At 76.1% G+C, this 25,420-nt stretch carries 30 protein-coding genes and 1 pseudogene (1 of these 31 cut by a window edge); 18 read left to right on the top strand and 13 right to left on the bottom strand.

The features are described from left to right. The 4 genes from M446_RS29965 to M446_RS29950 form a co-directional block, all read right to left on the bottom strand. On the bottom strand, positions 1–963 hold the 5' portion of the coding sequence (locus tag M446_RS29965; RefSeq protein WP_265576467.1) for an EAL domain-containing protein. It extends 1,251 nt beyond the left edge of the window; 963 of the gene's 2,214 nt are visible here — the first part of the coding sequence; the start codon lies at positions 961–963; its stop codon lies off the left edge, out of view. A gap of 488 nt (positions 964–1,451) precedes the next feature. Beyond that, complete coding sequence (locus tag M446_RS29960; protein ID WP_012335844.1) at positions 1,452–1,646, bottom strand: hypothetical protein; 195 nt, start codon at positions 1,644–1,646, stop codon at positions 1,452–1,454. Positions 1,647–1,852: 206 nt separating this feature from the next. Next, positions 1,853–2,125: a hypothetical protein gene (locus tag M446_RS29955; protein WP_012335843.1), complete on the bottom strand. Its 273-nt coding sequence runs from the start codon at positions 2,123–2,125 to the stop codon at positions 1,853–1,855. Positions 2,126–2,287: 162 nt separating this feature from the next. After that, the gene (locus M446_RS29950; RefSeq protein ID WP_012335842.1) at positions 2,288–2,662 is read right to left on the bottom strand and encodes a gamma-butyrobetaine hydroxylase-like domain-containing protein; all 375 of its coding nucleotides are present in this window, start codon (positions 2,660–2,662) and stop codon (positions 2,288–2,290) included. Positions 2,663–2,813: 151 nt separating this feature from the next. On the opposite strand from M446_RS29950, the gene moaA reads away from it, so the two are divergent. Further along, positions 2,814–3,854 carry a GTP 3',8-cyclase MoaA gene (gene moaA / locus M446_RS29945; RefSeq protein WP_012335841.1) on the top strand — a complete coding sequence of 347 codons (1,041 nt, stop codon included), beginning with the start codon at positions 2,814–2,816 and terminating at the stop codon, positions 3,852–3,854. A gap of 4 nt (positions 3,855–3,858) precedes the next feature. On the opposite strand, the gene M446_RS29940 is transcribed toward moaA, so the two are convergent. After that, entirely contained in the window at positions 3,859–4,827 is a 969-nt protein-coding gene (locus M446_RS29940; protein ID WP_012335840.1) for a quinone oxidoreductase family protein, read from the bottom strand. 123 nt (positions 4,828–4,950) lie between these two features. Between M446_RS29940 and M446_RS29935 the strand changes: the two genes are divergently transcribed. Further along, complete coding sequence (locus tag M446_RS29935) at positions 4,951–5,817, top strand: LysR family transcriptional regulator (protein ID WP_012335839.1); 867 nt, start codon at positions 4,951–4,953, stop codon at positions 5,815–5,817. 46 nt (positions 5,818–5,863) lie between these two features. On the opposite strand, the gene M446_RS29930 is transcribed toward M446_RS29935, so the two are convergent. Beyond that, entirely contained in the window at positions 5,864–7,585 is a 1,722-nt protein-coding gene (locus tag M446_RS29930; RefSeq protein ID WP_012335838.1) for a methyl-accepting chemotaxis protein, read from the bottom strand. Positions 7,586–7,742: 157 nt separating this feature from the next. Here M446_RS29930 and M446_RS29925 point away from each other — a divergent pair, with 157 nt between their 5' ends. After that, complete coding sequence (locus M446_RS29925; protein ID WP_012335837.1) at positions 7,743–8,531, top strand: transporter substrate-binding domain-containing protein; 789 nt, start codon at positions 7,743–7,745, stop codon at positions 8,529–8,531. Between the two features lie 64 nt (positions 8,532–8,595). Further along, the gene (locus M446_RS29920; RefSeq protein ID WP_012335836.1) at positions 8,596–9,462 is read left to right on the top strand and encodes an NAD(P)-dependent oxidoreductase; all 867 of its coding nucleotides are present in this window, start codon (positions 8,596–8,598) and stop codon (positions 9,460–9,462) included. A 125-nt stretch (positions 9,463–9,587) separates the two neighbouring features. Here the strand turns inward: M446_RS29920 and miaA are convergent, their stop codons facing one another. Continuing rightward, positions 9,588–10,508, bottom strand: coding sequence for a tRNA (adenosine(37)-N6)-dimethylallyltransferase MiaA (gene miaA / locus M446_RS29915; protein WP_012335835.1), 921 nt, complete (start codon positions 10,506–10,508; stop codon positions 9,588–9,590). A gap of 28 nt (positions 10,509–10,536) precedes the next feature. Between miaA and serB the strand changes: the two genes are divergently transcribed. The 6 genes from serB (at position 10,537) to mtnA (ending at position 14,874) form a co-directional block, all read left to right on the top strand. After that, positions 10,537–11,433, top strand: a complete 897-nt coding sequence (gene serB / locus M446_RS29910) for a phosphoserine phosphatase SerB (protein WP_012335834.1) — start codon at positions 10,537–10,539, stop codon at positions 11,431–11,433. A gap of 28 nt (positions 11,434–11,461) precedes the next feature. Continuing rightward, a complete protein-coding gene (locus M446_RS29905) occupies positions 11,462–12,091 on the top strand; it encodes a DNA-3-methyladenine glycosylase I (protein WP_012335833.1) in 630 nt (209 codons plus the stop codon). Between the two features lie 26 nt (positions 12,092–12,117). Continuing rightward, entirely contained in the window at positions 12,118–12,765 is a 648-nt protein-coding gene (locus M446_RS29900) for an HD family hydrolase (protein WP_018263562.1), read from the top strand. A 4-nt stretch (positions 12,766–12,769) separates the two neighbouring features. Beyond that, positions 12,770–13,282, top strand: coding sequence for a tyrosine phosphatase family protein (locus M446_RS29895; RefSeq protein WP_012335831.1), 513 nt, complete (start codon positions 12,770–12,772; stop codon positions 13,280–13,282). A gap of 206 nt (positions 13,283–13,488) precedes the next feature. Beyond that, positions 13,489–13,701 carry a hypothetical protein gene (locus M446_RS29890; protein ID WP_012335830.1) on the top strand — a complete coding sequence of 71 codons (213 nt, stop codon included), beginning with the start codon at positions 13,489–13,491 and terminating at the stop codon, positions 13,699–13,701. Positions 13,702–13,776: 75 nt separating this feature from the next. Beyond that, the gene (gene mtnA / locus M446_RS29885; RefSeq protein WP_012335829.1) at positions 13,777–14,874 is read left to right on the top strand and encodes an S-methyl-5-thioribose-1-phosphate isomerase; all 1,098 of its coding nucleotides are present in this window, start codon (positions 13,777–13,779) and stop codon (positions 14,872–14,874) included. On the opposite strand, the gene M446_RS29880 is transcribed toward mtnA, so the two are convergent. Further along, complete coding sequence (locus M446_RS29880; RefSeq protein WP_012335828.1) at positions 14,847–16,091, bottom strand: DUF5666 domain-containing protein; 1,245 nt, start codon at positions 16,089–16,091, stop codon at positions 14,847–14,849. The two genes, mtnA and M446_RS29880, sit on opposite strands and share 28 nt — an antisense overlap. Positions 16,092–16,102: 11 nt before the next feature. Continuing rightward, positions 16,103–16,339: pseudogene (locus M446_RS36085) on the bottom strand (hypothetical protein); the annotation flags it as partial. Between the two features lie 100 nt (positions 16,340–16,439). Here M446_RS36085 and M446_RS29875 point away from each other — a divergent pair. The 3 genes from M446_RS29875 to M446_RS29865 all read left to right on the top strand — a co-directional run bounded on the left by M446_RS29875 (position 16,440) and on the right by M446_RS29865 (position 17,952). Then, positions 16,440–16,643 carry a hypothetical protein gene (locus M446_RS29875; RefSeq protein WP_012335827.1) on the top strand — a complete coding sequence of 68 codons (204 nt, stop codon included), beginning with the start codon at positions 16,440–16,442 and terminating at the stop codon, positions 16,641–16,643. A 173-nt stretch (positions 16,644–16,816) separates the two neighbouring features. Continuing rightward, on the top strand, positions 16,817–17,017 hold the full coding sequence (locus M446_RS39325) for a hypothetical protein (protein WP_012335826.1): 201 nt from the start codon (positions 16,817–16,819) through the stop codon (positions 17,015–17,017). Positions 17,018–17,337: 320 nt separating this feature from the next. Next, entirely contained in the window at positions 17,338–17,952 is a 615-nt protein-coding gene (locus tag M446_RS29865) for a LysE family translocator (protein WP_012335825.1), read from the top strand. Between the two features lie 66 nt (positions 17,953–18,018). Here M446_RS29865 and M446_RS29860 read toward each other — a convergent pair whose 3' ends face one another. After that, the gene (locus M446_RS29860; protein WP_265576466.1) at positions 18,019–18,324 is read right to left on the bottom strand and encodes a hypothetical protein; all 306 of its coding nucleotides are present in this window, start codon (positions 18,322–18,324) and stop codon (positions 18,019–18,021) included. Positions 18,325–19,072: 748 nt separating this feature from the next. On the opposite strand from M446_RS29860, the gene pyk reads away from it, so the two are divergent. After that, positions 19,073–20,500 (top strand): pyruvate kinase, encoded by a 1,428-nt coding sequence (gene pyk / locus M446_RS29855; protein ID WP_012335823.1) that lies wholly within the window; start codon positions 19,073–19,075, stop codon positions 20,498–20,500. 82 nt (positions 20,501–20,582) lie between these two features. Here pyk and M446_RS29850 read toward each other — a convergent pair whose 3' ends face one another. Further along, positions 20,583–21,263: a cell wall hydrolase gene (locus tag M446_RS29850; protein WP_012335822.1), complete on the bottom strand. Its 681-nt coding sequence runs from the start codon at positions 21,261–21,263 to the stop codon at positions 20,583–20,585. 243 nt (positions 21,264–21,506) lie between these two features. Here M446_RS29850 and M446_RS29845 point away from each other — a divergent pair, with 243 nt between their 5' ends. The 3 genes from M446_RS29845 to M446_RS29840 all read left to right on the top strand — a co-directional run bounded on the left by M446_RS29845 (position 21,507) and on the right by M446_RS29840 (position 23,222). Further along, the gene (locus M446_RS29845; RefSeq protein WP_012335821.1) at positions 21,507–22,025 is read left to right on the top strand and encodes a hypothetical protein; all 519 of its coding nucleotides are present in this window, start codon (positions 21,507–21,509) and stop codon (positions 22,023–22,025) included. 520 nt (positions 22,026–22,545) lie between these two features. Further along, complete coding sequence (locus M446_RS38395; protein ID WP_012335820.1) at positions 22,546–22,716, top strand: hypothetical protein; 171 nt, start codon at positions 22,546–22,548, stop codon at positions 22,714–22,716. 8 nt (positions 22,717–22,724) lie between these two features. Further along, positions 22,725–23,222, top strand: a complete 498-nt coding sequence (locus M446_RS29840) for a peptide deformylase (protein ID WP_012335819.1) — start codon at positions 22,725–22,727, stop codon at positions 23,220–23,222. 74 nt (positions 23,223–23,296) lie between these two features. Here M446_RS29840 and M446_RS29835 read toward each other — a convergent pair whose 3' ends face one another. Together M446_RS29835 and M446_RS29830 are read right to left on the bottom strand one after the other, a co-directional pair. Beyond that, complete coding sequence (locus M446_RS29835) at positions 23,297–24,181, bottom strand: dihydrodipicolinate synthase family protein (protein ID WP_012335818.1); 885 nt, start codon at positions 24,179–24,181, stop codon at positions 23,297–23,299. Positions 24,182–24,217: 36 nt separating this feature from the next. Continuing rightward, positions 24,218–24,559: a hypothetical protein gene (locus M446_RS29830; protein ID WP_012335817.1), complete on the bottom strand. Its 342-nt coding sequence runs from the start codon at positions 24,557–24,559 to the stop codon at positions 24,218–24,220. A 123-nt stretch (positions 24,560–24,682) separates the two neighbouring features. Between M446_RS29830 and M446_RS29825 the strand changes: the two genes are divergently transcribed. After that, positions 24,683–25,384, top strand: a complete 702-nt coding sequence (locus M446_RS29825; RefSeq protein ID WP_012335816.1) for an SDR family oxidoreductase — start codon at positions 24,683–24,685, stop codon at positions 25,382–25,384. Positions 25,385–25,420: the final 36 nt, after the last annotated feature.

Raw genomic sequence — 25,420 nt, 5'->3', positions numbered from 1 at the left:
CAGGATCTCGGTGAGGTGGCGCCGGTTCGGCAGGCCGGTGACGGGGTCGCGGTCGGCGAGGTTGAGGAGCCGCCCGTCGCCCTCCGCGACGTCCCGGATCACCGCCCCCATGCACATCCCCTCGGCGCCGGTCCAGACCGAGAGCGTGAGTTCGACCGCCACCTCGCTGCCGTCCCGGCGCAGGCCGGTGAATTGCACGGTCCGGCCGGCGAGGCGCGTCCCGCCCTCCCCGAGGACGCGGGCCATGCCTTCGCGGTGGCGGGCCCGGGCGCGCTGCGGCACGATGACCTCGACCGGCAGCCCGACGAGGTCGCCCGGCCCGTAGCCGAAGAGGCGCTCGCTCGCCTGGTTGGCGAAGCCGATGCGGCCGTCCGGATCGACGGAGAGGAGCGCGAGTTCCGTGGCGGCCGCGAAGCGCGTGATCTCCGCGTCGCGCCGGCCCTGGCGCCGCAGGTCGAGCTGGGTCATCATCAGGCGCGCGAGGTCGGCGAGGCGCCCCCGCCCGGCCGCGTCGAGGGCGGGGCGCGGGGCATGGTCGAGGACGCAGATCGCCCCGATGCGCGCCCCGCTCGGCGTGACCAGGGGCGCGCCCGCGTAGAAGCGCAGGGCGAGGTCGCCCCGCACCAGCGGATTGTCGCGGAAGCGCGGGTCCCGGCTGGCATCCGGGACCACCATGACCTCGTCGCTCTCGATCGTGTGCGTGCAGAAGGAGACCGATCGGGGCGTCCGCGGCAGGTCGAGGCCGTGGCGCGCCTTGAGCCACTGCGTGTCCTCGCCGATCAGCGTCACGGCGGCCCAGGGCGTCCCGAACAGGGCGGCGGCCAGGGAGGCGATGCGGTCGATCTCCGGTTCGGGCGCGCTGTCGGCGATCCGGTAGGCCGCGAGTTCCCGCAGGCGCCTCTCCTCCGCGGGCATGTCCTCGCCGGGCGAGGCGCCGTCCGCGCGGGCAAACGAATCGACCATCTTCCCCACGTCCACCGATCCGCACCCCGGGCGCGGTATGCAACCCAGTGTCCAGCCGCAGACGTTAACATATGCTTTTGTTACGCTCGGGCGCCCGGCGCCGGCGAGCACCTGATCCGCACTGACGCGGCGGGCGCGCTGCTCTTGAACACTCGCCCGTCCAGAGCGGCGCGGCGATCGTGACCGGCCGCATCGCCCGCGCGATGGATCGCGGGCCCGAACCGGGGAAGTCGACGCGCGGGAACCCGACGGACGATCCTGCCGGATGCCCGTGCGGGCGCGGCGGACGGCCCCGCCGGCGCGCCGGCACGGGATCGGACCGCTGCTGACTGAGGATGGTCTGGGGATCTGCCGGCGGCCCGCCGGTCTCGCGCGTCGCGGCGGGTCTGGCAGGCGGGTCGGCGCTCTCTCGTCGCCGCGCGCCGCCGCCATCGGCGGCCGCGGCGCTCGCGGGCAGGGCCGCGCGGGAGCGGGCCGCCCGGCGGAGTTCAGTGGACGGAGCGGACGGCCGGCGCCTCCCGGGCCAGGCGGGCCTGCTGGATGATCGACGCCTCGTAGAGCTCCGCCTGGGCGCGGGTCAGGCCACTCACCAGCACGCTGGTGCCGCGATACACCGTGTATGTCCCGTCCTGGGTCGGTTTCACCCGGATCGCGTCCTGGGTGGTAACAGCGTCTGAAGCCATGCGAGGCCTCCCCTTGTGCGCTGGATTTCGCGAACGTTCCGCGATGAACGCGACGTTAACGAAATGTGGCCCCTGCGCAAGGGGCGCGCCTTTTTCCAAGCTGATTCGGGCCGGCAATGCGGCAGAATGCCAGGGGACGCGAAGCGCTCTCGGGGACGCGAAGCGGTCTCGGGGACGCGACGCACTCTCGGTGACGCAATGCGTCCTCAGGAGGGTGCGCGTTCCGTTGGGGCAAGGGCCGACGGGGACAGGTCGCGCGGGGCGCTCGGCAGCGTCCACCAGCCCACGGCCGACTGGACCGCGAGCGTCATCACGACGAGGAGCACGGTCACGAGGGCGTGCCGGCGGAACACGGGAGCCGGCACGGCCGGAACGCCGGCCGCTTCGGTCTCCAGAGGCTCCGGCTCGAGCGGCAGCAGCGAGGTGTAGATCCCCGCGGGCTGGCCGGCCGACCGGTGGAAGGGTCCAATGCTGAACATCGGCGACTCCTGTCGAGGGCCCCTGGGACGCGGGCCATCGGATCGGAGGAAGATTAACAGATGCTGAACAAAGAGCCACCCCCGGCGCTCCATCCGGCCTAAATTGCCGCCAATGCGAGGGGTTTTCCCGCCGTTCCGCCTCCCCGGCGCCCCCGGGGAGCGTCAGGACCGGCGCGGCGGGTCCCGGCTCAGGCCGCGCCGGGCGAGTTCGTCGCAGTAGCGGGCGAACCGCTCCTCCCGGGTCGCGCCGAGCTCGCGCAGGTAGGTCCAGGAGAAGATCCCGGTATCGTGCAGGTCGTCGAAGCCGAGCTTGACCGCGTAATTGCCGACCGGGGTCACCGACAGGATCTGGACCTCGCGCTTGCCGCCGATCCACTGGCGCTCGGAGGGGGCATGGCCCTGGACCTCGGCCGAGGGACTCTCCACCCGCAGGTACTCGGCCGGCAGGGCGTAGGCGGCGCCGTCCGCGAAGGTCACGTGCAGAACGCGCTTGTCCCGCGCCAGGCGGATCTCGGTCGGCCAGTCTGCATCGCTCATGGGGCTTCTCCCGGGGCTCTCCCGCCGGCCGCTTGCTCGCCGCCGCATCTGCCCTCATATGCAGGGGGCGGCCCGGCCGCCAGAGATCGGGCGGTCCACGGGGCCGCACCCCGGTCCCGGCAGGCCGCCAGAGAGGAGCGTCCAGCCCGCCATGTGGGGTCCCGCCGACGAGACGACGCGCCCGGCGCCCACGCGGCCGGCGCCCCTGATCGACCCCTTCCAGCGGGCGATCACCTACCTGCGCGTCTCGGTGACCGATCGCTGCGACCTGCGCTGCGTCTACTGCATGGCGGAGGACATGACCTTCCTCCCCCGGCGCGACCTGCTCACCCTGGAGGAGCTCGACCGGGTCTGCGCGGTCTTCGTCGCGCGCGGGGTGCGCAAGCTGCGCATCACCGGCGGCGAGCCCCTGGTGCGGCGGGACATCATGCGGCTCTTCCGCGGCCTGTCGCGGCACCTCGCCTCGGGCGCCCTCGACGAGCTCACGCTGACCACGAACGGCACCCGGCTCGCCCAGTACGCGGCCGAACTCGCCGATCTCGGGGTGCGGCGGATCAACGTCTCCCTCGACACCCTCGATCCGGCCCGCTTCCGCGCCATCACCCGCCGGGGCGACCTCCCGGTCGTCCTCGGCGGCATCGCGGCGGCGCGGGCCGCCGGGATCCGGGTCAAGATCAACGCCGTGGCGCTGCGGGGCGTGAACGAGGACGAGATCGTCCCGATGCTCGAATGGGCCCACGGCGAGGGCATGGACCTGACCCTCATCGAGGTCATGCCGCTCGGCGAGATCGAGCCCGACCGGGCCGACCAGTTCCTGCCCCTCTCGGTGGTGCGCGAGCGCCTCGACGCCCGTTTCCGCCTGACGCCGCTGCCCGACCGCACCGGCGGCCCGGCCCGCTACGTGCGGGTGGAGGAGACCGGCGGGCGGCTCGGCTTCATCACGCCGCTGACCCATAATTTCTGCGAGAGCTGCAACCGGGTGCGCCTCACCTGCACGGGCAGGCTCTACATGTGCCTCGGCCAGGAGGACGCGGCGGATCTGCGCGCGCCCCTGCGCGCCTCGCCGGACGACGCGCTGGTGGCCGAAGCGATCACCGAGGCGATCACCCGCAAGCCCAAGGGCCACGACTTCGTCATCGCGCGCGCGGCGCGCCCGGCCGTGCCGCGGCACATGAGCACCACCGGCGGCTGAGCCGTCAGGGAAGCAGGAGCAGGCTGCCGCGGCTGCGCCCGGATTCGAGGTCGCGCTGCGCCCGCCCGGCCTCGGCGAGCGGGTAGGTGCCGCCGATCTCGCCGGCGATCCCCTCCCGCATCGCGGCGAGCACGGCGCGGGCCGCCTCCGGGTAGCGCGCGCGGTCCGCCGCGTAGGCCATCACGCTCGGCCGGGCGAGGGACAGGGAGCGGCGCGGCCCGACCTCCTCCACGGCGAGCGGCGGGATCGGCCCCGCCGCCTGCCCGACGCTCGCCACGGTGCCGAAGGGCCGCAGGCAGGCGAGCGTGCGCGCCAGCATCCCGCCCCCGATCCCGTCGATGGCGAAGTCGACGCCGCGCCCCCGCGTGAGGTCGGCGACCCGCGCGGGAAGGTCGGCGTCGCGGCCGACGATCACGGCGGCGGCCCCGCTCGCGCGGGCCGCCTGCGCCTTCTCCTCGGACCCGACCGTGCCGATCACCACCGCGCCGAGGCGCGAGGCCCAGCGCGTGACCAGCGCCCCGAGCCCGCCCGCCGCGGCATGGACCAGCAGCACGCTCCCGGCCGTCACCGGACAGGTGAGCGTCAGCAGCATGTGGGCGGTCAGGCCGCGCAGCAGCGAGGCCGCGGCGGCCTCGTCGGAGATCGCCTCCGGCAGGGGAATCGCCCGCCAGGCCGGGAGCAGGCGCGTCGCCGCATAGGCGCCGGGCACTCCCGCATAGGCCACCCGCTCCCCCGGGGCGAGGCCCGCGACGCCGGGCCCGACCGCCTCGACGACGCCCGCCCCCTCGACTCCGGGCACCGCCGGGAGCGGCAGTTCGTAGAGGCCCGTGCGGTGATAGATGTCCATGAAGTTCACGCCGATCGCCCGGTGCCGGAGCCGGATCTCGCCCGGGCCGGGCTCCTCGGCGCCGCAGGGGACGACCTCCAGCCGCTCGACCTCCCCGCACGCGGCCATCTGCACCTTCACGTCCATGGCATCCTCCATCGGGTGACGGGCGAGTGTCCGGCGTGGCGGGCCGGGCGGAAATTCCCTATTCTCGGCCCTCCTTTGTGCGAAACTTCACAGGGGGCATCCGGCGCGAGGAGGATTCTTCAGGTGGATTGGGACGGCCTGCGGCACTTCGCGGCGCTCGCGGAGGAGGGCAGCCTCTCGGCCGCGGCGCGGCGCCTGGGCGTCGAGCACGCGACGGTGGCGCGCCGGGTCGCCGCCCTGGAGGCGCAGCTCGGCCTCAGGCTCGTCGACCGGCGCGGGCGCCGGCTGGTCCTGACGCCGGAGGGCGCGCGGATCGCCATCCTCGCCGCCCGCATGGAGCGGGAGGCCCAGGCGATCGGGCGCGCCGCGGCGGGCACGCGGTCGAGCCTCGTCGGCGAGGTGACGCTGAGCGCGCCGCCCGCCCTCGCGGCCGCGCGCCTGATGGCCCCGTTGGCGGCCCTGCAGGCGCGGCATCCCGGCCTGACGATCCGCCTGCGCGCCGAGACGCGGCACGCCTCCCTGGCGCGGCGGGAGGCCGAGGTGGCGGTGCGGCTGAGCCGCCCGGAGACCGGCGAGGTCGCCGTCAGCAGGCTCGGCGAGATGACCTTCCGGCTCTACGCCAACCCGGATTCCCTCCGCGGCCGGCCGGAGGCGGCGTGGCGCTTCGTCGGGGCGGACGGCGCGATGCAGGGCTCGCCCCAGCAGGTCGCCCTGGAGGCGGTGGCAGCCGGGCGGCCCTTCGCGGTCCGGGCCGAGAGCGTCGAGATCCAGGCCGCCGCGGCGCGCGCCGGCGCCGGGATCGCGATGCTGCCGGATTTCCTGGCCGCCGCCGACCCGCTCCTGGCGCCGCTCCGCCCGCAGGATCCGCCGCTGCGCCGCGAGATCTGGCTCGTGGTCCACGCCGACCTGCGCGCGGCGCCGGCGGTCCGCGCCGTCACCGCCTGCCTGCGCGACGCCTTCGCGGGCCCGCCGCCAGCGCCCGAGGGGTGAGGCTCATCCGACATCCGGGTGATGGCTTCGCCACGCGGATCCCGGATCACAGCCGATAGGCCATCCGCACCCCGCCCCAGTGCCGCCCGTGCACGCGCACCGGCGCCGAGACCTCGCGCAGGGGCGCCGCCCGCCCCTCCTCCGGGCGGAGCTGGACCAGGAAGGGGCGCATCGAGCGGGCCGCCGCGAGCCCGGCGGGATCGTCGTGGAAGCGCTGGTGGCGCGCGTGGCGGGCCGTCCAGTCCGGGTCGCCGGGACGGGGCTCCTGCGCGAAGCGGCGGTTGTGCACCGGGGCGTAGCCGTTGCGGTCGACCGCGAAGCAATGGGCGAGGCGCGCATCCGCGAGCAGGGGCGGCTCCAGGAGCGGCGGCAGGATCTCCTCCAGGACGGGGCCGGCCGCGGTGAGGAAGCGCGGCGGCGCGCTGCCGGGAACCGGGGCGTAGGCCGGGTCGAACAGGGCGTCGCGGGGGAGCCGGCCGAGGCCGAGAGCGCCCTCCAGGGCCTGCCCGACCTCGGCGGCGAGGTCCTGGGCCGCCGCCACCAGGGGGCGATGGGCCGCCTCGATCCGCGCCAGGGCCGGCGCGCAGCGCGCGGCATCGGCCTCCCGCGCGAAGGCGCAGTGGAGGCCCCGGGGGCTGGTCCCGACCACCCGCACGGCGACCCGGCCGATCCCGCGCAGGTCGAGGTCGAGGAGGCTGCCGGGCGCGGCCGCGACCCCGGCGGGGGGCGTGAGCAGGAGCCCGCCGGCGCCGAGATCGACCACGCGCCCGAGGCCCCGCCGCCCCAGCCGGGCCGGGAGATCGAGCGGGTAGCGGTCGTGCAGGCGCCGGTCGCCGATCTCGGCATGGCGCAGGGCCGCGACGAGGCGGGGCCCGGAGCCGGCGAGGCCCCGCGCCGCCGCCTCGGCCGCCGCCGCGCGCAGCACCGCGCCCGACGCCGCGACCAGCGCCTCGGCCAGGTCGCCGCCGAGCCGGTCGGCCTCCTCGGCGATCCCCCGGGCCGTCCCGGCGATGGCCTCGGCTTGGTCGGCCTGGGCGCCGCTCGCCGCCCGCAGGGTGGCGAGCACCGGGCCGAGGCCGGCCACCGAGGCCGCCGCCATCCCGGCCGCGGCGGTCGCGGCCGCGGCCCCGTCCTCGCAGCGGCGGCCGAGCTGCCGGATCGCCTCCCCGGCCCGCAGGCCCTCGGCCGCGAGCCGCGCCGCGTCGCGGGCCATCCGGGCGCAGCCCTCGCCGGCCTCGCCGAGGCGCGCCGCCTCGATCGTGGCCTGGTGGGCGAGGAGGTTGGCCTCGCGGGCGACGACCGCCACCCGGTCGACGGCGCGGGCGATGGCCTCGGCGGCGTCCGCGAGCAGGCCCGCCGCGCGGCGGGCCTCGGCGTGGCTCTCCCCGGCCTGGTCGAGGTGGCGGCCCGCCTGTTCGAGCACGGCGCCGAGGCCGGCCGCCTCCCCGGCCAGGATGTCGGCCGCCGCCGCGATGCCGCGGCCGTCCTCGGCGAGGTCCCGCGGGATGCCGGCGGCGAGGCGCCCGGCCGCGGCCGCGTAGCCCTCCTGCGCGGCGGACGCCGCGGCGGCGAAGGAGGTCGTCGCGCCGGTGAGGTCGCGGGCCGCGCGGGCGACCTCCGCCTCGACGGCATCGACGAGGTCGAGCCCCGCCCGGCGCGTGGGCGCGGCCCATCCGCCCGGGGCGGGGCGGGGCCGCGGCGCCTCGGGCGGGAGCAGCTCGACGGCCTCGAGGGGATCCTGCGGCGTGCGGGTGCGGGTCGGGCGCATGGCGCCATCAGGCGGGTCGCCGCTTAAAGGCGGATTAACCCTGGGGCCGCCCGTCCGCCGCGGTTGCGCGCGCCGCCCCGGCCGTGGCAAGGGTCCGCGTCACGCCAGAACGGCGCGTCCCGCCAGACGGGCCGCGTCCCGCCGAGCCCCTGCCCGGATGAGCCGCCTCTCCTCGCGCCTCCTCGTCCTCCTCAGCCTCGCCGCCCTGCCGGTGCCGGCCGCGCTGCCGGCGCGGGCCGCCGGCCTGCCGGAGCCGGTGCGGATCGCCACCGAGGGCGGCAACCCGCCCTTCAACTACGTCGAGGACGGCCGGCCGGCCGGGTTCGAGGTCGATCTCGCCGAGGCCCTGTGCGGGCAGGCGCGCCTCACCTGCCGGATCGTCACCCACCAGTGGGACGGGATCATCCGGGGCCTCGAAGCGGGCGAGTACGACGCCATCATGGCGTCCCTCGCGATCACCGAGAAGCGCCGGGGCCGCATCGCCTTCTCGCGCCCCTACTACCGCATCCCCTCCGCCTTCATGGCCCGCCGCGACGCCCCGGCGCCCCCCCTCGACCCGGCCTCCCTGAAGGGCCGGGCGATCGGCGTCGCCGCGCGCTCGCGCGAACTCGCCTACCTGGAGGCGCGGGCGCCGGGCGCGGATCTGCGCGTCTTCGATTCCGTGAAGGATGCCGGCTACGACCTGCGCCTCGGCCGGCTCGATCTCGTGCTCGGCGACAAGCGCGAGCTCTCGGAGATCCTGGCGCTCCACGACGGCGCGGCCTGCTGCCGGCTGGTCGGCGACGTGCCGCCGGGCGATCCGCTCCTCGGCGAGGGCGTCGGGATCGGCCTGCGCAAGGGCGACGACGCCCTGCGGGAGGCCCTCGACGAGGCGCTCGCCGCCCTCGTCCGGGACGGCACCTACGACCGCATCCGGGCCAAGTACCTGCCGTTCGACACCAAGTGAGCCGGGACTCGCCGGGCAGCGCCGCGCGGCCCCGGCCGGCATTCCAGCAAGGGAGGATTCATCCATGGCGAAGGTCGCGTTCCTGGGTCTCGGCGTGATGGGGGCCCCGATGGCCCGCCACCTCGCCGCCAAGGGCCACGAGGTCACCGTCTACAATCGCACGGCCGCCAAGGCGCAGGCCTGGGTGGCGGCCCATGGCGGCCAATCGGCCGCGACCCCGGCCGAGGCGGCCGCCGGCCGGGAGATCGTGTTCGCCTGCGTGGGCAACGACGACGACCTGCGGGCGGTGACGACGGGGCCGGAGGGCGCCTTCGGGGCGATGGCGCCGGGCGCGGTCTTCGTCGACCACACCACCGCCTCGGCGGACGTGGCCCGCGACCTCGCCGCGGCGGCCTCCGCCTCCGGCTTCGGCTTCGTCGACGCCCCGGTCTCCGGCGGCCAGGCCGGGGCCGAGAACGGCGTGCTCACGGTGATGTGCGGCGGGGAGCCCGGGACCTACGCGCGGGTCGAGCCCGCGATCCTGGCCTATGCCCGCTCCTGCCGGTTGATGGGCCCGGCCGGCGCCGGCCAGCTCACCAAGATGGTCAACCAGATCTGCATCGCCGGGCTGGTCCAGGGGCTCGCCGAGGGGATCCACTTCGGCAAGCGCGCCGGCCTCGACATCGAGGCCGTGCTCGACGTGATCTCCAAGGGGGCGGCCGGCTCCTGGCAGATGGAGAACCGCGGCAGGACCATGAACCAGAACAAGTTCGATTTCGGCTTCGCGGTCGACTGGATGCGCAAGGACCTCGCGATCGTGCTCGCCGAGGCCCACCGCAACGGCGCCCTGCTGCCGGTAACGGCCCTGGTCGACCAGTTCTACGCCGAGGTGCAGCGCCTCGGCGGCGGGCGCTGGGACACGTCGAGCCTGATCGCCCGCCTGGAGCGCTGAGGCGGTAGCCGGGCCGGCCTCCCCGCGCCGGCCCGGCGGGACCGGTCCCGCGGCGACCCGCGGCACCGCGGCAACGGACGACCCGGCGCCGAGGCTCCCGCGCGGGAGCCTCGGCGCGGGCGGGTCTACCCTCCCGCCTCCCGCATCGCCGCCTCCGGCGCGAGCCAGCGCCAGCCTGCCCCGGCCTGGTGGCGGAACCACGTCACCTGGCGCTTGGCGTAGGCCCGCGTGTCCGCCTGCCCCCGGGCGACCGCCTCCTCGCGGGTGAGCGCCCCGTCCAGGAAGGCGATCAGGCCCGGCACCCCGTGGGCCCGCATCACCGGCAGCATCGGGTCGAGGCGGCGGGCGCGCAGGCGCGCCACCTCGTCGAGGGCGCCCTCCTCCATCATGGCGAGGAAGCGCGCGTCGATCCGGGCCCGCAGGAGCGCCCGATCCGGGACCAGGAAGAGCTTGTCGCAGGGCATTCCCGCGAGCGGTCCCGGCCGGCGGCTGCCCTGGAAGGCCGAGAGCGGGCGCCCGGTGGCGGCGAGCACCTCCAGGGCCCGCAGCACCCGCAGGCGGTCGTGGGCGCCGAGCCGCGCCGCGCCCTCCGGGTCGCGCCGGGCGAGGTCGGCGTGGAGGGCGGCGGTCTCGCGGCCCTCCGCCTCCGCCCGCAGGGCGGTCCGCACCGCCTCCGGCACCGGCGGGATCTCGGAGAGGCCCTCCAGCAGCGCCTTGAAGTAGAGCCCGGTGCCGCCGACCACGATCGGCAGGCCTCCCGCCGCCCAGACCTCCCGCAGCACCTCCCCCACCGCGGCGAGGTAGTGGCCGACCGAGAAATTCACCGCGCCGTCGACGCTGCCGTAGAGGCGGTGGGGCGCCTGCGCCTCCTCGGCGGGGTTCGGGCGGGCGGTCAGCACGCGCAGATCCGCGTAGACCTGCATCGAGTCGGCGTTGATCACCACGCCGCCCCGCGCGCGGGCCAGCGCCAGGGCCAGCGCCGACTTGCCCGAGGCGGTCGGCCCTGCGATGAGGATCGCCCGCCCGGCCATGCCGTCGGTCCCCATGCCGTCGCGCCCTTCTCCGAGTTCCGTCATGACCCTTGTGGCGACCCTGATAGCAAACCCGGCGCGTCCCGCCATCACGGACGCGGTGCTGGCCGAGACCCGGCGCGTGCTCGCGACCGGGCATCAGCCGCGCATCCTGCACGGGGAGGTCGCCGCCGAGGTGCTGGTTCCCGGCGCGCCCGAATCCGCTCCGGCCCTCGCCGCGCGGCTGCGCGCGGCGCTCGGCGACGAGCCGGTCGACGTGGCGGTCCTGCCCGCCGGCGCGCATCGGCGCAAGCGGCTGTTCCTCGCCGACATGGACTCGACCATGATCGGCCAGGAATGCATCGACGAACTCGCCGACACGATCGGCCTCAAGGACCGCGTCGCGGCGATCACCGAGCGGGCGATGCGCGGCGAGGTCGCCTTCGAGCCGGCCCTGCGCGAGCGGGTGGCCCTGCTGAAGGGCCTCGCCCTGGAGACGGTGGCGGCGGTGATCGAGGAGCGCATCACGCTCAATCCCGGCGGGCGCACCCTGGTGCGGACCATGCGGGCGCACGGGGCCCACACGGTGCTGGTCTCGGGGGGCTTCACCCTGTTCACCGGCCCGGTCGCGGAGCGGATCGGCTTCCACGAGCACCGGGCGAACCGCCTCATCGTGGCGGAGGGCCGGCTCACCGGCGCCGTCGAGGAGCCGATCGTCGGGCGCGACGCCAAGCGCGAGACCCTGGTCGCCCTGCGCGAGCGCCTCGGCCTCGACGCGGCCGAGACCCTGGCGGTGGGCGACGGCGCCAACGACCTCGCCATGCTGGCGGAGGCCGGGCTCGGGGTCGCCTACCGGGCCAAGCCCGCCGTGGCGGCGACGGCCCGGGCGCGGGTCGAGCACGGGGACCTCACCGCCCTCCTGTACCTGCAGGGCTACGCGGCGGCCGAGTTCGTGGACTGAGCGGCCCCGCCGCGGCTAAACCGGACCCATGGCGACCGGATTGATCACCCATCCCGACGGGCAGGACCGCTGCTGGTGGCCCGGCACCGACCCGCTCTACGTCGCCTACCACGACACCGAGTGGGGCGTGCCGGAACACGACGACCGGGCCCTGTTCGAGAAGCTGATCCTCGACGGGTTCCAGGCCGGCCTGTCCTGGATCACCATCCTGCGCCGCCGCGACGCCTTCCGGCGGGCCTTCGCGGGGTTCGATCCCGCCGCGATCGCGCGCTTCGGCGAGGCCGAGACCGAGGCCCTGATGCGGGACACCGGCATCGTCCGCAACCGCGCCAAGATCGTCGGCACCGTCCGCAGCGCCCGGGCCTACCTGGCGATCCAGGAGCGCGGCCCGGGCTTCTCCGCCTTCCTGTGGGATTTCGTGGACGGGCGCCCGATCCAGGGCACCGCCCGCGACCGCGCCGGCATCGCCACCGAGACCGACGTCTCGCGCCGGATGTCGAAGGCGCTCAGGGCGGAGGGGTTCGGCTTCTGCGGCCCGACCATCGTGCACGCCTTCATGCAGGCGGTCGGGATGGTGAACGACCACCTCGTCGGCTGCTGCCGGCACGGGCCCTGCGCCGCCCTGCCGGGTCCCGGCGGCCTCGGGTCGCGCCGGTGAGCCCGGCCCCCCGCGCCTGGCAGCGCATGCTGTCGGGCCGCCGCCTCGACCTCCTCGATCCCTCGCCGGTCGACATCGAGATCGAGGACATCGCCCACGGCCTCGCGCGGGTGGCGCGCTGGAACGGCCAGACCGCCGGGCCCCACGTCTTCTCGGTCGCCCAGCACGCGCTCCTGGTCGAGGCGCTGGGCGGCGGGCTCAGGCCGGAGGCGGGCGCGGCCGAGCGCCTCGACCTCCTGCTGCACGACGCGCCCGAATACGTGATCGGCGACATCATCTCGCCCTTCAAGGCGGCGATCGGCGAATCCTACAAGGCGGTCGAGGCGCGGCTGCTCGCGGCGATCCGCCTGCGCTTCGGCCTGTCCCCGCAGCCCGCCCCCGCGATGCAGCGCCTGATCAAGCGCGCCGACCGGCTCTCGGCCTTCCTCGAGGCGACGCGGCTCGCCGGCTTCTCGCGGGCCGAGGCGCTCAAGGTCTTCGGCCGGCCCGAGCCGGTGCGGGTGCCGGTCGAGGCCCTGCTCGACCCCTGGCCCACCGCCGCCGCGCAGGCGCGCTTCCTCGCCCGCTTCGCGGCGCTCGCCGAGGCGCGGGGGCGCGGCCGCGCCGAGACCCTCGCCGACGAGCCCCTCCCCGACAAGCCCCTCCCCGCCGACCCGCCTCCCCCAGGGACCTGACCCGATGCCCCGGCTCCACGTCTGCTCGCTGTCGCGCCTCGCCGAGACCGTGGCGGAATCCGGCGCGCGCCACGTCGTCACCCTCATCAATGTCGGCACGCCGGTGGTGCGGCCGGCCGCGATCGCTCCCGACAACCACCTCTTCATCGGCGTCAGCGACATCACCGCCCCGATGGACGACCATGTCCTGCCCGAGCGGGCCCACGTGGAGCGCCTGATCGCCTTCGTGCGGGCCTGGGGCCGCGAGGCGCCCCTGGTGCTGCACTGCTACGCCGGCATCAGCCGCTCGACGGCGGCGGCCTACATCGCCGCCTGCGCCCTCAAGCCCCGGCACGACGAGGCCGAGATCGCCCGGGCGCTGCGCGCCGCCTCCCCGTCCGCCACGCCCAATCCCCGCCTCGTCGCGGTGGCGGACGACCTGCTCGGCCGGGAGGGCCGCATGGTGGCCGCCATCGCGGCGATCGGGCGCGGGGCCGACGCCTTCGAGGGCACCCCCTTCAGCCTCGCGATCGACTGAGCGCCCGCGGCGGGCCGGGCGGGTCGGGTGCTGCCGGGCGCGGCATCTCTGACCCAGGGTCATGGTCAGGAAACATAATTCCTTGCACCATATTGCAGGTGTGCGTTTTCGCACTCTGTTTTATTGTGCAGCGCACTCATCACTTGTGCATTGCGACAAGGCGTGTTTCTATTGGGGTAACAGCAACAATACTTTTGGAGCCAGCCATGCGGTTCTCCCTCCTCGCCTGCGCCTGCCTCGTCGCCGTCTCCACCGTGCCGGCCTGCGCGCAGGACGGCGCCGTCACGGTGTTTCCGCCGCTCTCGCGGATGATGGTCCGGCAGGCCCGGATCGAGCGGCCGGCGGCCGAACTCACCACCACGCCGCAGCCGGTGGCTCCGGCCCGCGAGCCCGGGCAGCGCGTCGCGCAGGCCCGCTGAGGGCAGGGATCCGCGGGGGCGGCGCCGGGGCGCGGATCGCTGCCCTCACGCGACGGTCCGTGCTAAGGGGGGCGCATGAAGATCGACGGCCGCCCCTATCGCACCATCTTTCCCGAGCCGGGCGGCGACGCCGTCCTGGTGATCGACCAGACCCGGCTCCCCTTCGCCTTCGAGATCCGCCGCCTCGCCCGGGCCGAGGAGGCGGCGGAGGCCATCCGCACCATGGTGGTGCGCGGGGCGCCGCTGATCGGCGTCACCGCCGCCTACGGGCTCGCCCTCGGGCTGCGCGAGGACCCCTCCGATGCGGGGCTGGCGCGGTTCGGCGCGATGCTCGCGGCGACGCGGCCCACCGCCGTCAACCTGCGCTGGGCGCTGGACCGCCTCGGCGCGACCCTGCGTCCCCTGCCGCCGGACATCCGCGCGGCCCAGGCCTTCGCGGAGGCCGGGCGGATCGCCGAGGAGGACGTGGCGAATTGCCGGGCGATCGGCCAGCACGGCTCGCGGCTGATCGCCGAGGCGGCGCGCGCCAGGGGCGGGCGGGTCACCGTGCTCACCCATTGCAACGCGGGCTGGCTCGCCACCGTCGATTGGGGCACGGCGCTCGCGCCGATCTACGCGGCCCACGATGCCGGGGTGCCGGTCCACGTCCTGGTGGACGAGACGCGGCCCCGCAATCAGGGGGCGGCGCTGACCGCCTTCGAGCTGCACGCGCACGGGGTGCCCCACACGGTGATCGCCGACAATGCCGGCGGGCACCTGATGCAGCACGGGCAGGTCGATCTCTGCATCGTCGGCTCCGACCGCACCACCGCGACGGGCGACGTCTGCAACAAGATCGGCACCTACCTCAAGGCTCTGGCGGCCCACGACAACCGGGTGCCCTTCTACGCCGCCCTGCCGGTCTCGACGATCGACTGGACGCTGCGGGACGGCGTGGCCGAGATCCCGATCGAGGAGCGGGACGCCCGCGAGGTGACCCACCTCACCGGCCGCACCGCGGACGGGGGCTTCGCGACGGTGCAGGTGGTGTCGCCCGGGAGCCCGGTGGCGAACCCGGCCTTCGACGTCACGCCGGCGCGCCTCGTCACCGGCCTGATCACCGAGCGCGGCGTCACCGAGGCCAGCGCCGAGGGCCTGCTGCGGCTCTATCCGGAGCGCCGGGCGGCGGCGTGATCTCCCCGGCCGAACCGGCCCGGAAGCCTCCCCGTCTCCGCGCCGAGCGGTGACGGGACCGCCTCAGCGCCGGCCGCCGAAGCCGCCCGGCGCGCCGCCCGGTCCGGCTCCGCCGGGCGCCCCGAACCCGCCCGGCCCGCCCAAGCCGCCCGGATCTCCCGGCAGCCGCCGATCGAGCGAGAGCCCGCCGCGGCCGATTCCCGCGGGCGCCCCCGGCATCCGGCGGTCGAGGCCGAACCCGCCCGGCCCCGGCGCGGCCGGCCGCTCCGGCCCGGCCCGCCGAAGCCGCCCCGATCGGTCGGACCGGCCCCGCCCGGCCGCGCCCCGCCCTCGGACGATCCCGGGCGCAGGCGCAAATCCCGCGCGGTCAGGCGCCCCGCAGGCCCCGCCGCCGCCTCGATCACCGCGAGCCCGCCGCCGCGCGGCAGCGCCGGCGCGCTCCCGGCGACCGCGAGCCCCGAGCCGAGGCGCAGGCGCCCGCCCTCCCGCGCCACGTAGGCCTCGAGCGAGACTCGCCCGACCTCCGGCCCGAACGGCGCCTCGGCCGAGCGGCCCTCCACCACGGCGCGGCCCCCGACGAGGCCGGGCGCCAGCCCCGGCAGTGGCAGGGCGCCGATCCGCGGCGTGCCGCCGGGGTCCCGGCGCACCGGCCCGGCGACGCGGCTCGGCAGGTCCCCGGCCGGATCGACGCGGCTCGCCGCGATGCGCCCGTCCGGCCGCCGCAGCCCGCTCACCGCCACGCGCTCGCCGAGGCGCCAGGAGCGCGCCGCCGCCGCCCCGGCCGTGACCACGCTCTGGCCGAGCACGGTGAGCCGGCCCCGCCCGACCGCGCTCACCGGGCCCACCACCTCGTGGACCACGTCGATCCGCGCCGCGGAGACTCCCGCCTCGCCCGCGCGCGCCACCACCTGCACCACCTGGTCGAGCCGGAGGTCGGACGCGGTCGCGGGCCGCCCGTCGATGGCGACCGGCACGTCCGGCGCGTAGGCGATGCGCAGATCGTTGACCACGATGCTGCCGAAGGCCCGGATCGTGCCGATGACGCCGGTGCCGCCGATGCCGCGGTCCCCCTCCTCGTCGCCCGGCCGGGTGCCGGTGCCGCCGATGCCCTGATCGCGGATGCCGTCGCCCGCCGCCCCAGCCGGGCGCGGAAGGGCGAGCGCGGCGCCGCCGGAGAGGAGGCGCAGGAGGGCGCGGCGGCTGAGCGCGTCGGCCAAGGCGGGGATCCTCACGCGGCCGGGGTCGCGGGCGGCGGGGCCGGCGCCTCCTCGCTGTACATGTCGATGCCGAAATTCCAGCGCGCCGCGCCCCCCGGATCGGTCTCGCAGGCGGCGTGGGCCTCGCGGTTGGCCTGCTGGAGCGCCTCCATGGCGATCTCGCGCGCCCGCGCCTCCAGGCGCCGGGCGAGGTCCGGCGACAGGCCGTCGTAGTGCCCTGCCGCTGCCCTCGCGCGCCATGGCGGGGCGCGCCCTCGCAATCGTCCTGGCGCTGGGGATCCCGCTCGCGGCGGCGCCCGCGGCGGGTCACCTCCGCCCGGCCGCGTCCTCCCGGTGAGGCGATCGGCGATGACGCCCCCTCGGCGGGACCCGGCCGGCAGGGTGATCCGGTTCCCGGCCCCGGAACTCGGCGGCCGCTGGGCGGCGCCCCGCCCGGCCGGCAAGGCGGAGGATGGCGGCGCGACGGTCGTGCTGCTCGGGCTCCTCCTCGTGATCGGCGGCTCCGTGCTGCTGGTGGCGCTCCAGACGCTGCTGATCCTGCGCACGCTCTGACGCCTCCTCCGGCCGCTCCGCGGCCCCGCAGCGGGCGGGGCCGCGCCCCTCTGCCAGCCACGGCTGACATCCATGATCCGAACGATCCTCCTCGGGGCGCTCGGCGGCGCCTGCCTCGGCACGGCGTCCCTCGCGGCGGACCTGCCCCGCAAGGCGGCCCCGCCTCCCCTGCCGTGGCGCCGGTCGTCACCTGGACGGGCTTCTCCGCGGGCGCGAATGCCGGCCACGGCTTCGGCGCGGGGAGCGGCCGCTTCACCGATCCGACCTCCGGCGCGGTCGCGACCCGCGGCGGCTTCGCCGCCGGAGGCGGCAGCCTGCCCTCCTTCGCGTCAGCCGACACGGGGTCCCTGCCCGGCACCGTGCGCACCGCCTGACGGCCGAGGGGCATCGCGGAGGCGATCACCGACCTGTTCAGCGCCAAGCTCGAAGGCCTCTCCGTCGACCTCGACCGCGGGCGCGCCACGACGATCCACGGCGCCGCGACGGGTGCCCATTCCGGCATGGGGCGCGAGGGATCCGAATTCGGCCTGGTCCGGGCCGGCCTGAACGACCGGTTCTCGCCGTTCCGAGTTCCCCCAGCCTCGGAACGGCGAGATGGGCCGGAGGTGCGCGCGCCTCCGGCCCGACCCGCCTCCGCGGGCGCGCCGCGGCACTGCCCTTGCGTCACGGCCTCCGCTCACCCGACGGAGGTCTCATGGATGTCTCGACGCTCGCGGCCTTCGCGGTCGCCTTCACGGCCTTCGCGGCGAGCCCCGGCCCCGACAACATCGCCATCGTGGCCCGCACCGTCTCGCACGGCGCACGATCGGGTCTCGCCTACGGGGCCGGCATGGTGGCCGGCATCCTGACGGTGCTGCTCCTCTCGGCCCTGGGCCTGTCCGCCCTCGCGGCGCGGATGGAATCGGCGATGACCGTGCTGCGCTACGCGGGCGCCGCCTCCCTCGTCCTGGCCGGGATCCGGCTGTGGTCGGCGCCCGCCGCGGCCCCGGGGGCGGGGCCGGCGCCCGGCCGGCGCGGCGTCGCCTCGGCCTTCGCGGCGGGGCTCGCCCTCAATCTCGGCAACCCGAAGATGCCGCTCTTCTCTCTGGCGCTGCTGCCCAACGTGGTCGGGACGTCGCTGACCCTGCGCGAGACCGGCCTGCTCGCCGCCATCATCGTCGCGGTCGAGATCGGGGTGGTCGGGGCCTACATCCTGTCGGCGCGGCGCGCCCGGGCGCTCCTGCGCGAGCCCAGGGCCCTCCGGCGGGCGAACCGCGCGGCGGGCGGCCTGATGATCGGGGCTGGCCCCGCCGCGGCAACGGCCCGCTGAGGCGAGCGTCGCCGCGATCGGGCGCCGGCCGGATCGCCGCGATCGGGCGGCGCCCCGTCGCCGCGATCAGGCGGCGACCAGATCCTGCGCCTCGCGGCGCGCCGGCGCGGGCCGCGGCAGCGGCCCCTGCAGGGCGGTCTCGGCCTCGCGGCGGGAACTCATCCGCACGAGTTCGGACCAGCGCAGGGCGACCTCGTGCCGGGCGACGAGCCGGCCGCGCAGGTCGAACTTGCGCCAGCCGCAGCTGTCGCGGCCCTGCGCGTCCGTCTCGTCGTAGGTCTCGTAGCGGGCGACGACCTGGCCGGCCGGATCGACCTCCGTGTGGAACCAGCACACGCCGTCCGCCGGGCCACCGCGGCTGCGAGAGCCCATGATCATCAACCTGTGCGCGACAGGGATTCGGAAGATGGTCTCGAAGACGGGGGGCTGGAACAGCATGGTGCCTGGTCTCTCCTCCCTTGGCCCGGTGTCGCGGGGCCGTCAGAACCGGCCTGCATAATGGGAATGGTGCGCCGCAGCACCCGCAGCGTCAAGCGCCCCGGATCGAGCGCCGGGGGTGACGAAGCCAGCCGTTGCCCTCACTGTCGGCGGCACGAGGAGGTCCGCCCATGCGTCGCTTCCGGCTCGCCACGCCCACCCCGTCCGGGGCGGCATACCTGTCAGGGGGTCGGCGCCGGCGGGCAGGCCGCATCCGGGCCCTCGCGGCGCCCCCGGCGCCGCGAGGGCCGGCTCCCGGCCCGAACTCCGTCAGACGCCGCAAGGCCTTGCGGCGCAGCGGCGCCCTCCCGCCGGCGGCGCGGCGCGGCGCCTGCCGCCCGGTCACGCCCCCGCGCGGAGAGGTCCGGCGCCGCGCGCGACGGCGGGGCGCGCCGCTCCCCGGCGCGGTGCGGGAGCGGGAGGCGCGAGCGCGCCATCACAGGCGCGTGAGCGGTCGCGGCCGGCGGCGTCATCTCGTACCAATTGGCGAGACGGCCGGGCCGAAACGACCCACCGTCCCGGTTCGGCCGGGCGGTGATTCGGACCTCGACCCGGCCGCGCCTGCCCCCTCGCGTCCCGCGGCCGGACCCGCGCCGCGCCCCGAGGCGCCGGCGCCTCGATCGCCACGCACAGGAGCTTCGCCATGCGACGCCACCGCCACGCCAAGATCGTCGCCACCGTCGGGCCGGCGAGCGCCGCCCCGGAGCGCCTGCGGGCGCTCTTCCTCGCCGGGGTCGACACGTTCCGGCTGAACTTCTCGCACGGGAGCCACGACGACCACGCCCGGGTCTACGCGGCGATCCGCGCCCTCGAGCGGGACACCGGGCGACCGATCGGCGTCCTGCAGGACCTGCAGGGGCCGAAGATCCGGCTCGGCACCGTCGCGGGCGGGCGCCTGGCCCTGGAGGCGGGCGAGGCCGTGCGCTTCGTGCGCGAGGGAGAGGCCGGCGGCGCGGACGCGATCCCGCTGCCGCATCCCGAGATCTTCGCCGCGGTGACGCCCGGCCAGGACCTGCTCATCGACGACGGGCGGGTGCGCGTGCGGGTGACGGGCGTGACGGACGAGCGCCTCGACGCCGAGGTGGTGACGGGGGGCGTCGTCTCCGACCGCAAGGGCGTGAACCTGCCGGGCACCGTGCTGGCGCTCTCGCCCCTGACCGCGAAGGACCGGGCCGACCTCGCCTTCGGGCTCGACCTCGGCGTGGACTGGGTCGCCCTCTCCTTCGTGCAGACGCCCTCCGACGTGATCGAGGCGCGCGGGCTGATCGGCGGCCGGGCCGGGCTGATGACCAAGATCGAGAAGCCCTCGGCGCTGGAGCACATCGAGGACATCGTGCGGCTCTCGGACGCCGTAATGGTGGCGCGCGGCGATCTCGGGGTGGAGCTGCCGCCCGAGGACGTGCCGGGCCGCCAGAAGGAGCTGGTGCGCGCCTGCCGCCACGCGGTGAAGCCGGTGATCGTGGCGACCCAGATGCTCGACTCGATGGTCTCGGCCCCGAGCCCGACCCGGGCGGAGGCGTCGGACGTGGCGACCGCGGTCTATGACGGCGCCGACGCGGTGATGCTCTCGGCCGAGTCGGCGGTCGGCCAGTACCCGGTCGAGGCGGTGGCGATGATGGACCGGATCATCCGCCGCACCGAGCAGCACCGGCTCTACCGCTCCCTCGTGGCGGCGAGCGAGCCGGAGGTGGAGGACAGCCCGCCCCACGCGGTGGCGGCGGCGGCCGCGGGGCTCGCCGACGCGATCGACGCCAAGGCGATCGTCGCCTTCACGTCGAGCGGCACGACGGCGGCGCGCATCGCCCGCAAGCGGCCGCACGTGCCGATCCTGGCGGTGACGCCCGATGCCGGCGTGTCGCGCCGCCTCAGCCTGTACTGGGGGGCGCACAGCGTCCTGTCGGACGACGTCTCCTCCTACGAGCAGATGGTGGCGCGGGCGGCCGAGATGGCGGGCCAGGAGGGTTTCGCCCAGAGCCCCGACCTGATCGTGGTGGTGGCCGGCATCCCGTTCGGCACGCCGGGCACCACCAACAACCTGCGGGTGGTGGAACTCGGCCGCGCCGGAGGGTGAGGGCCGGCCTGCGGGCCGCAGGACGCCGTGCGCAAGGGGGGCGGTCGGCGGCCCGAGCGGGCGGGGCGCCCGCCGCGCCGGCTCAGCCCCGGTCGATCCGCGCCTCGGCGGCGGCGACGCGGCAGACGTTGCGGGCCGGGCCCAGTTCGGCGAGCGGCGTCTGACCGGTCGCGCGGGCGACGCGGGTCGGGCGGGCCGGCAGGCGGGCCATCGCCACCTGCACGGAGGGGGACGGGGCGGCGGAGGGCATGCCCTCCCGCTCGCCGCGCGGGCGCTTCTCGTAGAAGGCGTTGCCGCCCGCCAGGGCCACGTAGTGCATGTTCCGGTAGGGGAAGCGCAGCCCCGCGGTGTGGAAGAACATCGCGCCGCCGACGCCGTCGTGGCGCTGGCCGGCGAGGACCGCGTCCGCGACCTGCTCGACCTTCTCGCGGTCCTGGTCGCGCATCGGCTTGCGCAGCACGCCGGCCGCGAACTGGCGCGGCTGGCCGACGACGCCGCAGATCGATTCCGGGTAGGAGGCTGCCTGCAGGCGGTTCATCACCACCGTGCCGACCGCGAGCAGCCCCTCGTCGCTCGACCGGTTGGACTCGAAATACATCGCGCGGGCGAGGCACTCGCGATCGGCGGCGGTCACCGCGGCGACGCGCTTCCCGTTCGGCAGCGAGCCGGTGGTCGCCACCCGGTCGAAGCCGGGAGCCAGGACGCCGCAGCCGCCCAGATGAGGCGCGCAGGCGAGAACCACCAGACCGGCGGCCAGAGACATCGATCGCGCTCGCGGCATGCACCCCCCGAAGCTTGCAGTCACGCTTTGGCACAAGCTCGACGGCAAATGTGGCAGAGGATTGGCAACGATCCGGCCAAGATGCCACTCTTTTGCCTTGACAGGCCCGTCTATGATTCGGCGCGGGGCCGGAGGCGGCGTCTCTTGCGCTGCGGCAAGCCTCGCCGCAGAGGTACGGACCGGCAGGGCGGCCGCCGAGGAGCTCCGCCGGGCGGAGGGACCCGCATGGTCGAGGACGAGGCGACGCTCCCGAAGGCGCAGGGTCCGGCGGCGACCGGCATCGCCTTCGCGGTGACCACGGCGGGGCCGGACGGCGTCACGCTCGCGGTCTCGTTCGGCCCGCGCACCTACCCGGTCCGGCTGAGCGCCGCCGAGGCCGCCGATCTCGGCCTCACGCTCATCGCCACCGCCTCGGTCTCCGCCGACCGCGACCACCCGGTCCCGCCCGGCACCGCGGTAGAGAATTGCTTCTTCCCGGTGCTGCGCTGGACGGCGGGCCGGCTCGCGCCGGAGCACCCCGCCCTCTCCCTCACGGTCGCGGAGGGGACCGAGATCGCCTTCGCGTTCAGCCCGGACGCCGCGCGCGGCTGCGCGCGCGACCTCGCGCGCAGCGCCCGCCCCTCCCTGCGCGAGCGCCTGCAGCGGACCCTGCCGGCCCTGCAGCAGGCCCTGCCGGCCCTGCGGCGCGCCTCGCAGGAGCTGCGGCAGGCGCTCCCGGCCCTGCGCCGCGGCCGCGCCCCGTGAGGCGGCGGGCGCCGGCCCGCAGGCCTGCCGCGCCAGACCAACGGTCCTGTCTCACGACCGTCGGTTCCGGTCTCGCATCGTCGTCACGCCATCGGCGTGCGTCGACGATCCGAGAGGGTCGACGGTCCGATGCGCCGGCATCCCGGGCCGTCGGGATCAGGGCGGAACTCGGCTCCTGGAGGCCGCTCGCCGGGATGCACGGCTGGGGAATGACGACCGGCCCGGGACGGCGCCGCAGCGGCATCGGTCAGGCCGGACCGGCGAAGGGGGCTGCCCGCGCATCGCCGATCCCCTAGAGCATTTTCCGACGAAGTGGATGCCGGTTCGTCGCAGAAAATGCGGCAAGATCAAAGATCGAGAGCAGCACCCGATTGCAACGTGATCGGGTGCTGCTCGAGAGGCTGTGATGGCCCGCAGACAGGTGTTGTGCGGGCCATAGCAGCCTCTAGAGGTGGGCTGCGCCCCGTCTACGGGCGCCCCGCCCTGGCAACGGGCGCCCCGCCCGCCCTGGAGAGCCGCCATGACCGTCGCCGTCTCCATCGTCTCGCTGCTCCTCGTCCTCTTCCTCATCAGCCGCGGGGTGCCCGGGCGGCAGCTCCTCGTCATCCTGGCGGTGACGGCGGCGGTGGTGCTGCTCATCGTCGGGGTCGAGCGGTCCGGCCTGTGGCCGGCCGAGCTGCACACCCGCTGAGCCGCCCCGTGGCGATCCTGCCCCTGCTGCGCTACCCGGATGCCTGCCTGCGGCGGGCGGTGCCGCCGGCCGCCCTCCCCGACCCGCGCGTCGCCGCCTTCGCGGCGGACCTCGCCGAGACGCTCGACGCGCATCGCGCGATCGGCCTCACCGGGCCGCATGTCGGGGCTTCGATCCGGCTCACCGTGATCCGGCTCGGGCCGGGAGCCCCGCTCATGACCTGCGTCAACCCGCAGGTCGTCCACGCCTCCCCCGAGACGGCGCGCCACCGCGAGGGCAGCGTGGCGATGCCGGGCGTCGACGAGGAGGTCGAGCGCCCGGCCCGGGTGCGGGTGCGCTACCAGGACCTCGACGGCACCGCCCGCGAGGTCGAGGCCGAGGGCTTCCTCGCCGCCTGCCTGCAGCACGAGATCGACCAGCTCGACGGCGTGTTCTGGACCGAGCGCCTGTCGCGCCTGAGGCGCGAGCGGCTGCTCAAGCGCTTCGCCCGCGCGGGGCGCTCCTGACCACCCGTCGGCCCCGGCCGGCGGCCCGGGCGGTAGGCCAAGGCGATCAGGCCAAGGCGATCAGGCGAGTGCGATCAGGCGAGGGCGCCCGCGGCCCCGAGGATGCGGGCGAGGTCGGCGCGCGCCGCCTCGTCCAGGGCCGCCTGGGGCGGGACCGGGTCGCCGACCGCGAAGCCCTGCAGGGCGAGCCCGGCCTTGACGCAGGCCGCGAGGTTGTAGCGCGCGAAGGCCTGGTTCACCGCCCAGAGGTCGCGCTGGAGCGCCATGGCGCCGGCCCAGTCGCCCGCCCGCGCCCGCTCGTAGAGGGCGACGCTCTGGCGCGGCACCAGGCAGGCCGGCCCCGCCATCCAGCCGACGCCCCCGATCAGCATCACGCAGGCCGGGATGTGCGAGGAGGCGGCGAAGACCCGCATCCGCCCCTCGGTCTCGCTCAGGATGGACAGGAGCCGCCCGGTATTGGTCGAGGCGTCCTTGATGTAGCGGATGTTGCCGACCCGGGAGAGCCGCCGGATCAGCGGCAGCGACAGGTCGGCGCGCTGGAAATGCGGGTTGGTGTAGAGCACGACCGGCCCGTCCACCGCCGCCGCGATGGCGGTGAAATAGGTCTCGATGCCGTCGTCGGGCACCGGGAAATAGGCCTCCAGGGTCGCCATGACGCCGTCCGCCCCGCGCTCCATCACGGCGCGGGCGAGGGAGACCGCCTCGGCCGTCGCGGTCGCGGCCACGCCCGCGATCACCGGCACCCGCCCCGCCGCCGCCTCGACCACGGTCTCGACCACGGCGAGCTTCTGCGCGGGGGTGAGGTAGGCGAACTCGCCGGTCGAGCCGAGGGGCGTGAGGCCGTGCACGCCGGCCGCGATCAGGTGCTCGACGAGGTCGGCCAGCACCGGGCGCATCACCCGGCCCTCCGCGTCGAGGGGCGAGACGAGGTAGGGGAAGACGCCGTGGAGGTCGCGCATCGGCTCGGGTCCGGGGCGGGAGGGACGGGATCGGGATCAGCCGCCGAGCTGCCGGTTGCAGGCGGAATAGTAGCCCCCGCCCCGGGCGGTCCAGCGCAGGCCGCCATTGCCCCGCCCGGCCGCCCGGTTGGCGCGGTACTGGTCGAGGCAGGTCAGGCGCCGGGCGATGCCGGGCGAGCGGTCCGCGTAGGCCGGCGCCACGGCGGCGGGGAAGCGCAAGGCGGCGGGTGCCGCGGGCGGCGGCACCGGCACCGAGGGCAGGTTCGAGGCGAAAGGGTTCGTCACCAGCGCGCCCTGGGCGGCGGTCGGCTGCGCGACGGAGATCGCCAGGGTGGCGAGCGGGAGGGCGGCGAGCGGGAGGGCGAGACGGCGCGTCATGGCGCCCATTCTACGGCAGGGCGCGGCGCCGCGGGAGCGCCGGCCGGCTTTGACCCAGCGCCGCCCCCGCTCCAGGGTGGGGCGGGGCCGCGCCCGGGCGCCGGCCCGAACGGGAGCGAGTCGATGACCGAGAGAGTCGCCGTGGTGACCGCCGGAGGCAGCGGGATGGGGGCGGGGGCCGCGCGGCGGCTCGCCGAGGAGGGGTTCCGCCTCGCGATCCTGTCCTCGTCCGGCCGCGGCGAGGCGCTGGCGGCGGAACTCGGCGGGGTCGGCGTGACCGGCTCCAACCAGTCCAACGACGACCTCGCGCGCCTCGTCGACCTCGCGATGGCGCGGTTCGGGCGGATCGACGTCCTGGTCAACAGCGCCGGGCACGGGCCGCGCGCCCCGATCCTCGACCTCTCCGACGAGGAGTGGCACCGCGGCATGGAGGTGTATTTCCTCAACGTGGTGCGCCCGACCCGCCTCGTCACGCCGATCATGCAGCGCCAGGGCGGCGGCGCGATCGTCAACATCTCGACCTTCGCGGCCTTCGAGCCCGATCCGGCCTTCCCGACCTCGGGCGTCTTCCGGGCCGGGCTCGCCGCCTTCGCCAAGCTGTTCGCGGACCGCTACGCCCCGGAGAACATCCGCATGAACAACGTCCTGCCGGGCTTCATCGACAGCCTGCCGGAGAGGCCGGAGCGGCGCGCCAGCATCCCGCTCGGCCGCTACGGCACCGTGGCGGAGGTGGCCGAGGTCGTCGCGCTCCTCGCCACCGCGCGGGGCGGCTACATCACCGGGCAGAACATCCGGGTCGACGGCGGGCTGACCCGCGCCGTGTGACGCGAAGAGGCCCGCCGGGGCGACCGACGGGCCTTG

Origin of the sequence: Methylobacterium sp. 4-46 (assembly GCF_000019365.1) — a bacterium.
Taxonomy (GTDB): Bacteria; Pseudomonadota; Alphaproteobacteria; order Rhizobiales; family Beijerinckiaceae; genus Methylobacterium.
This window is presented reverse-complemented; position numbering and strand designations above follow the sequence as displayed.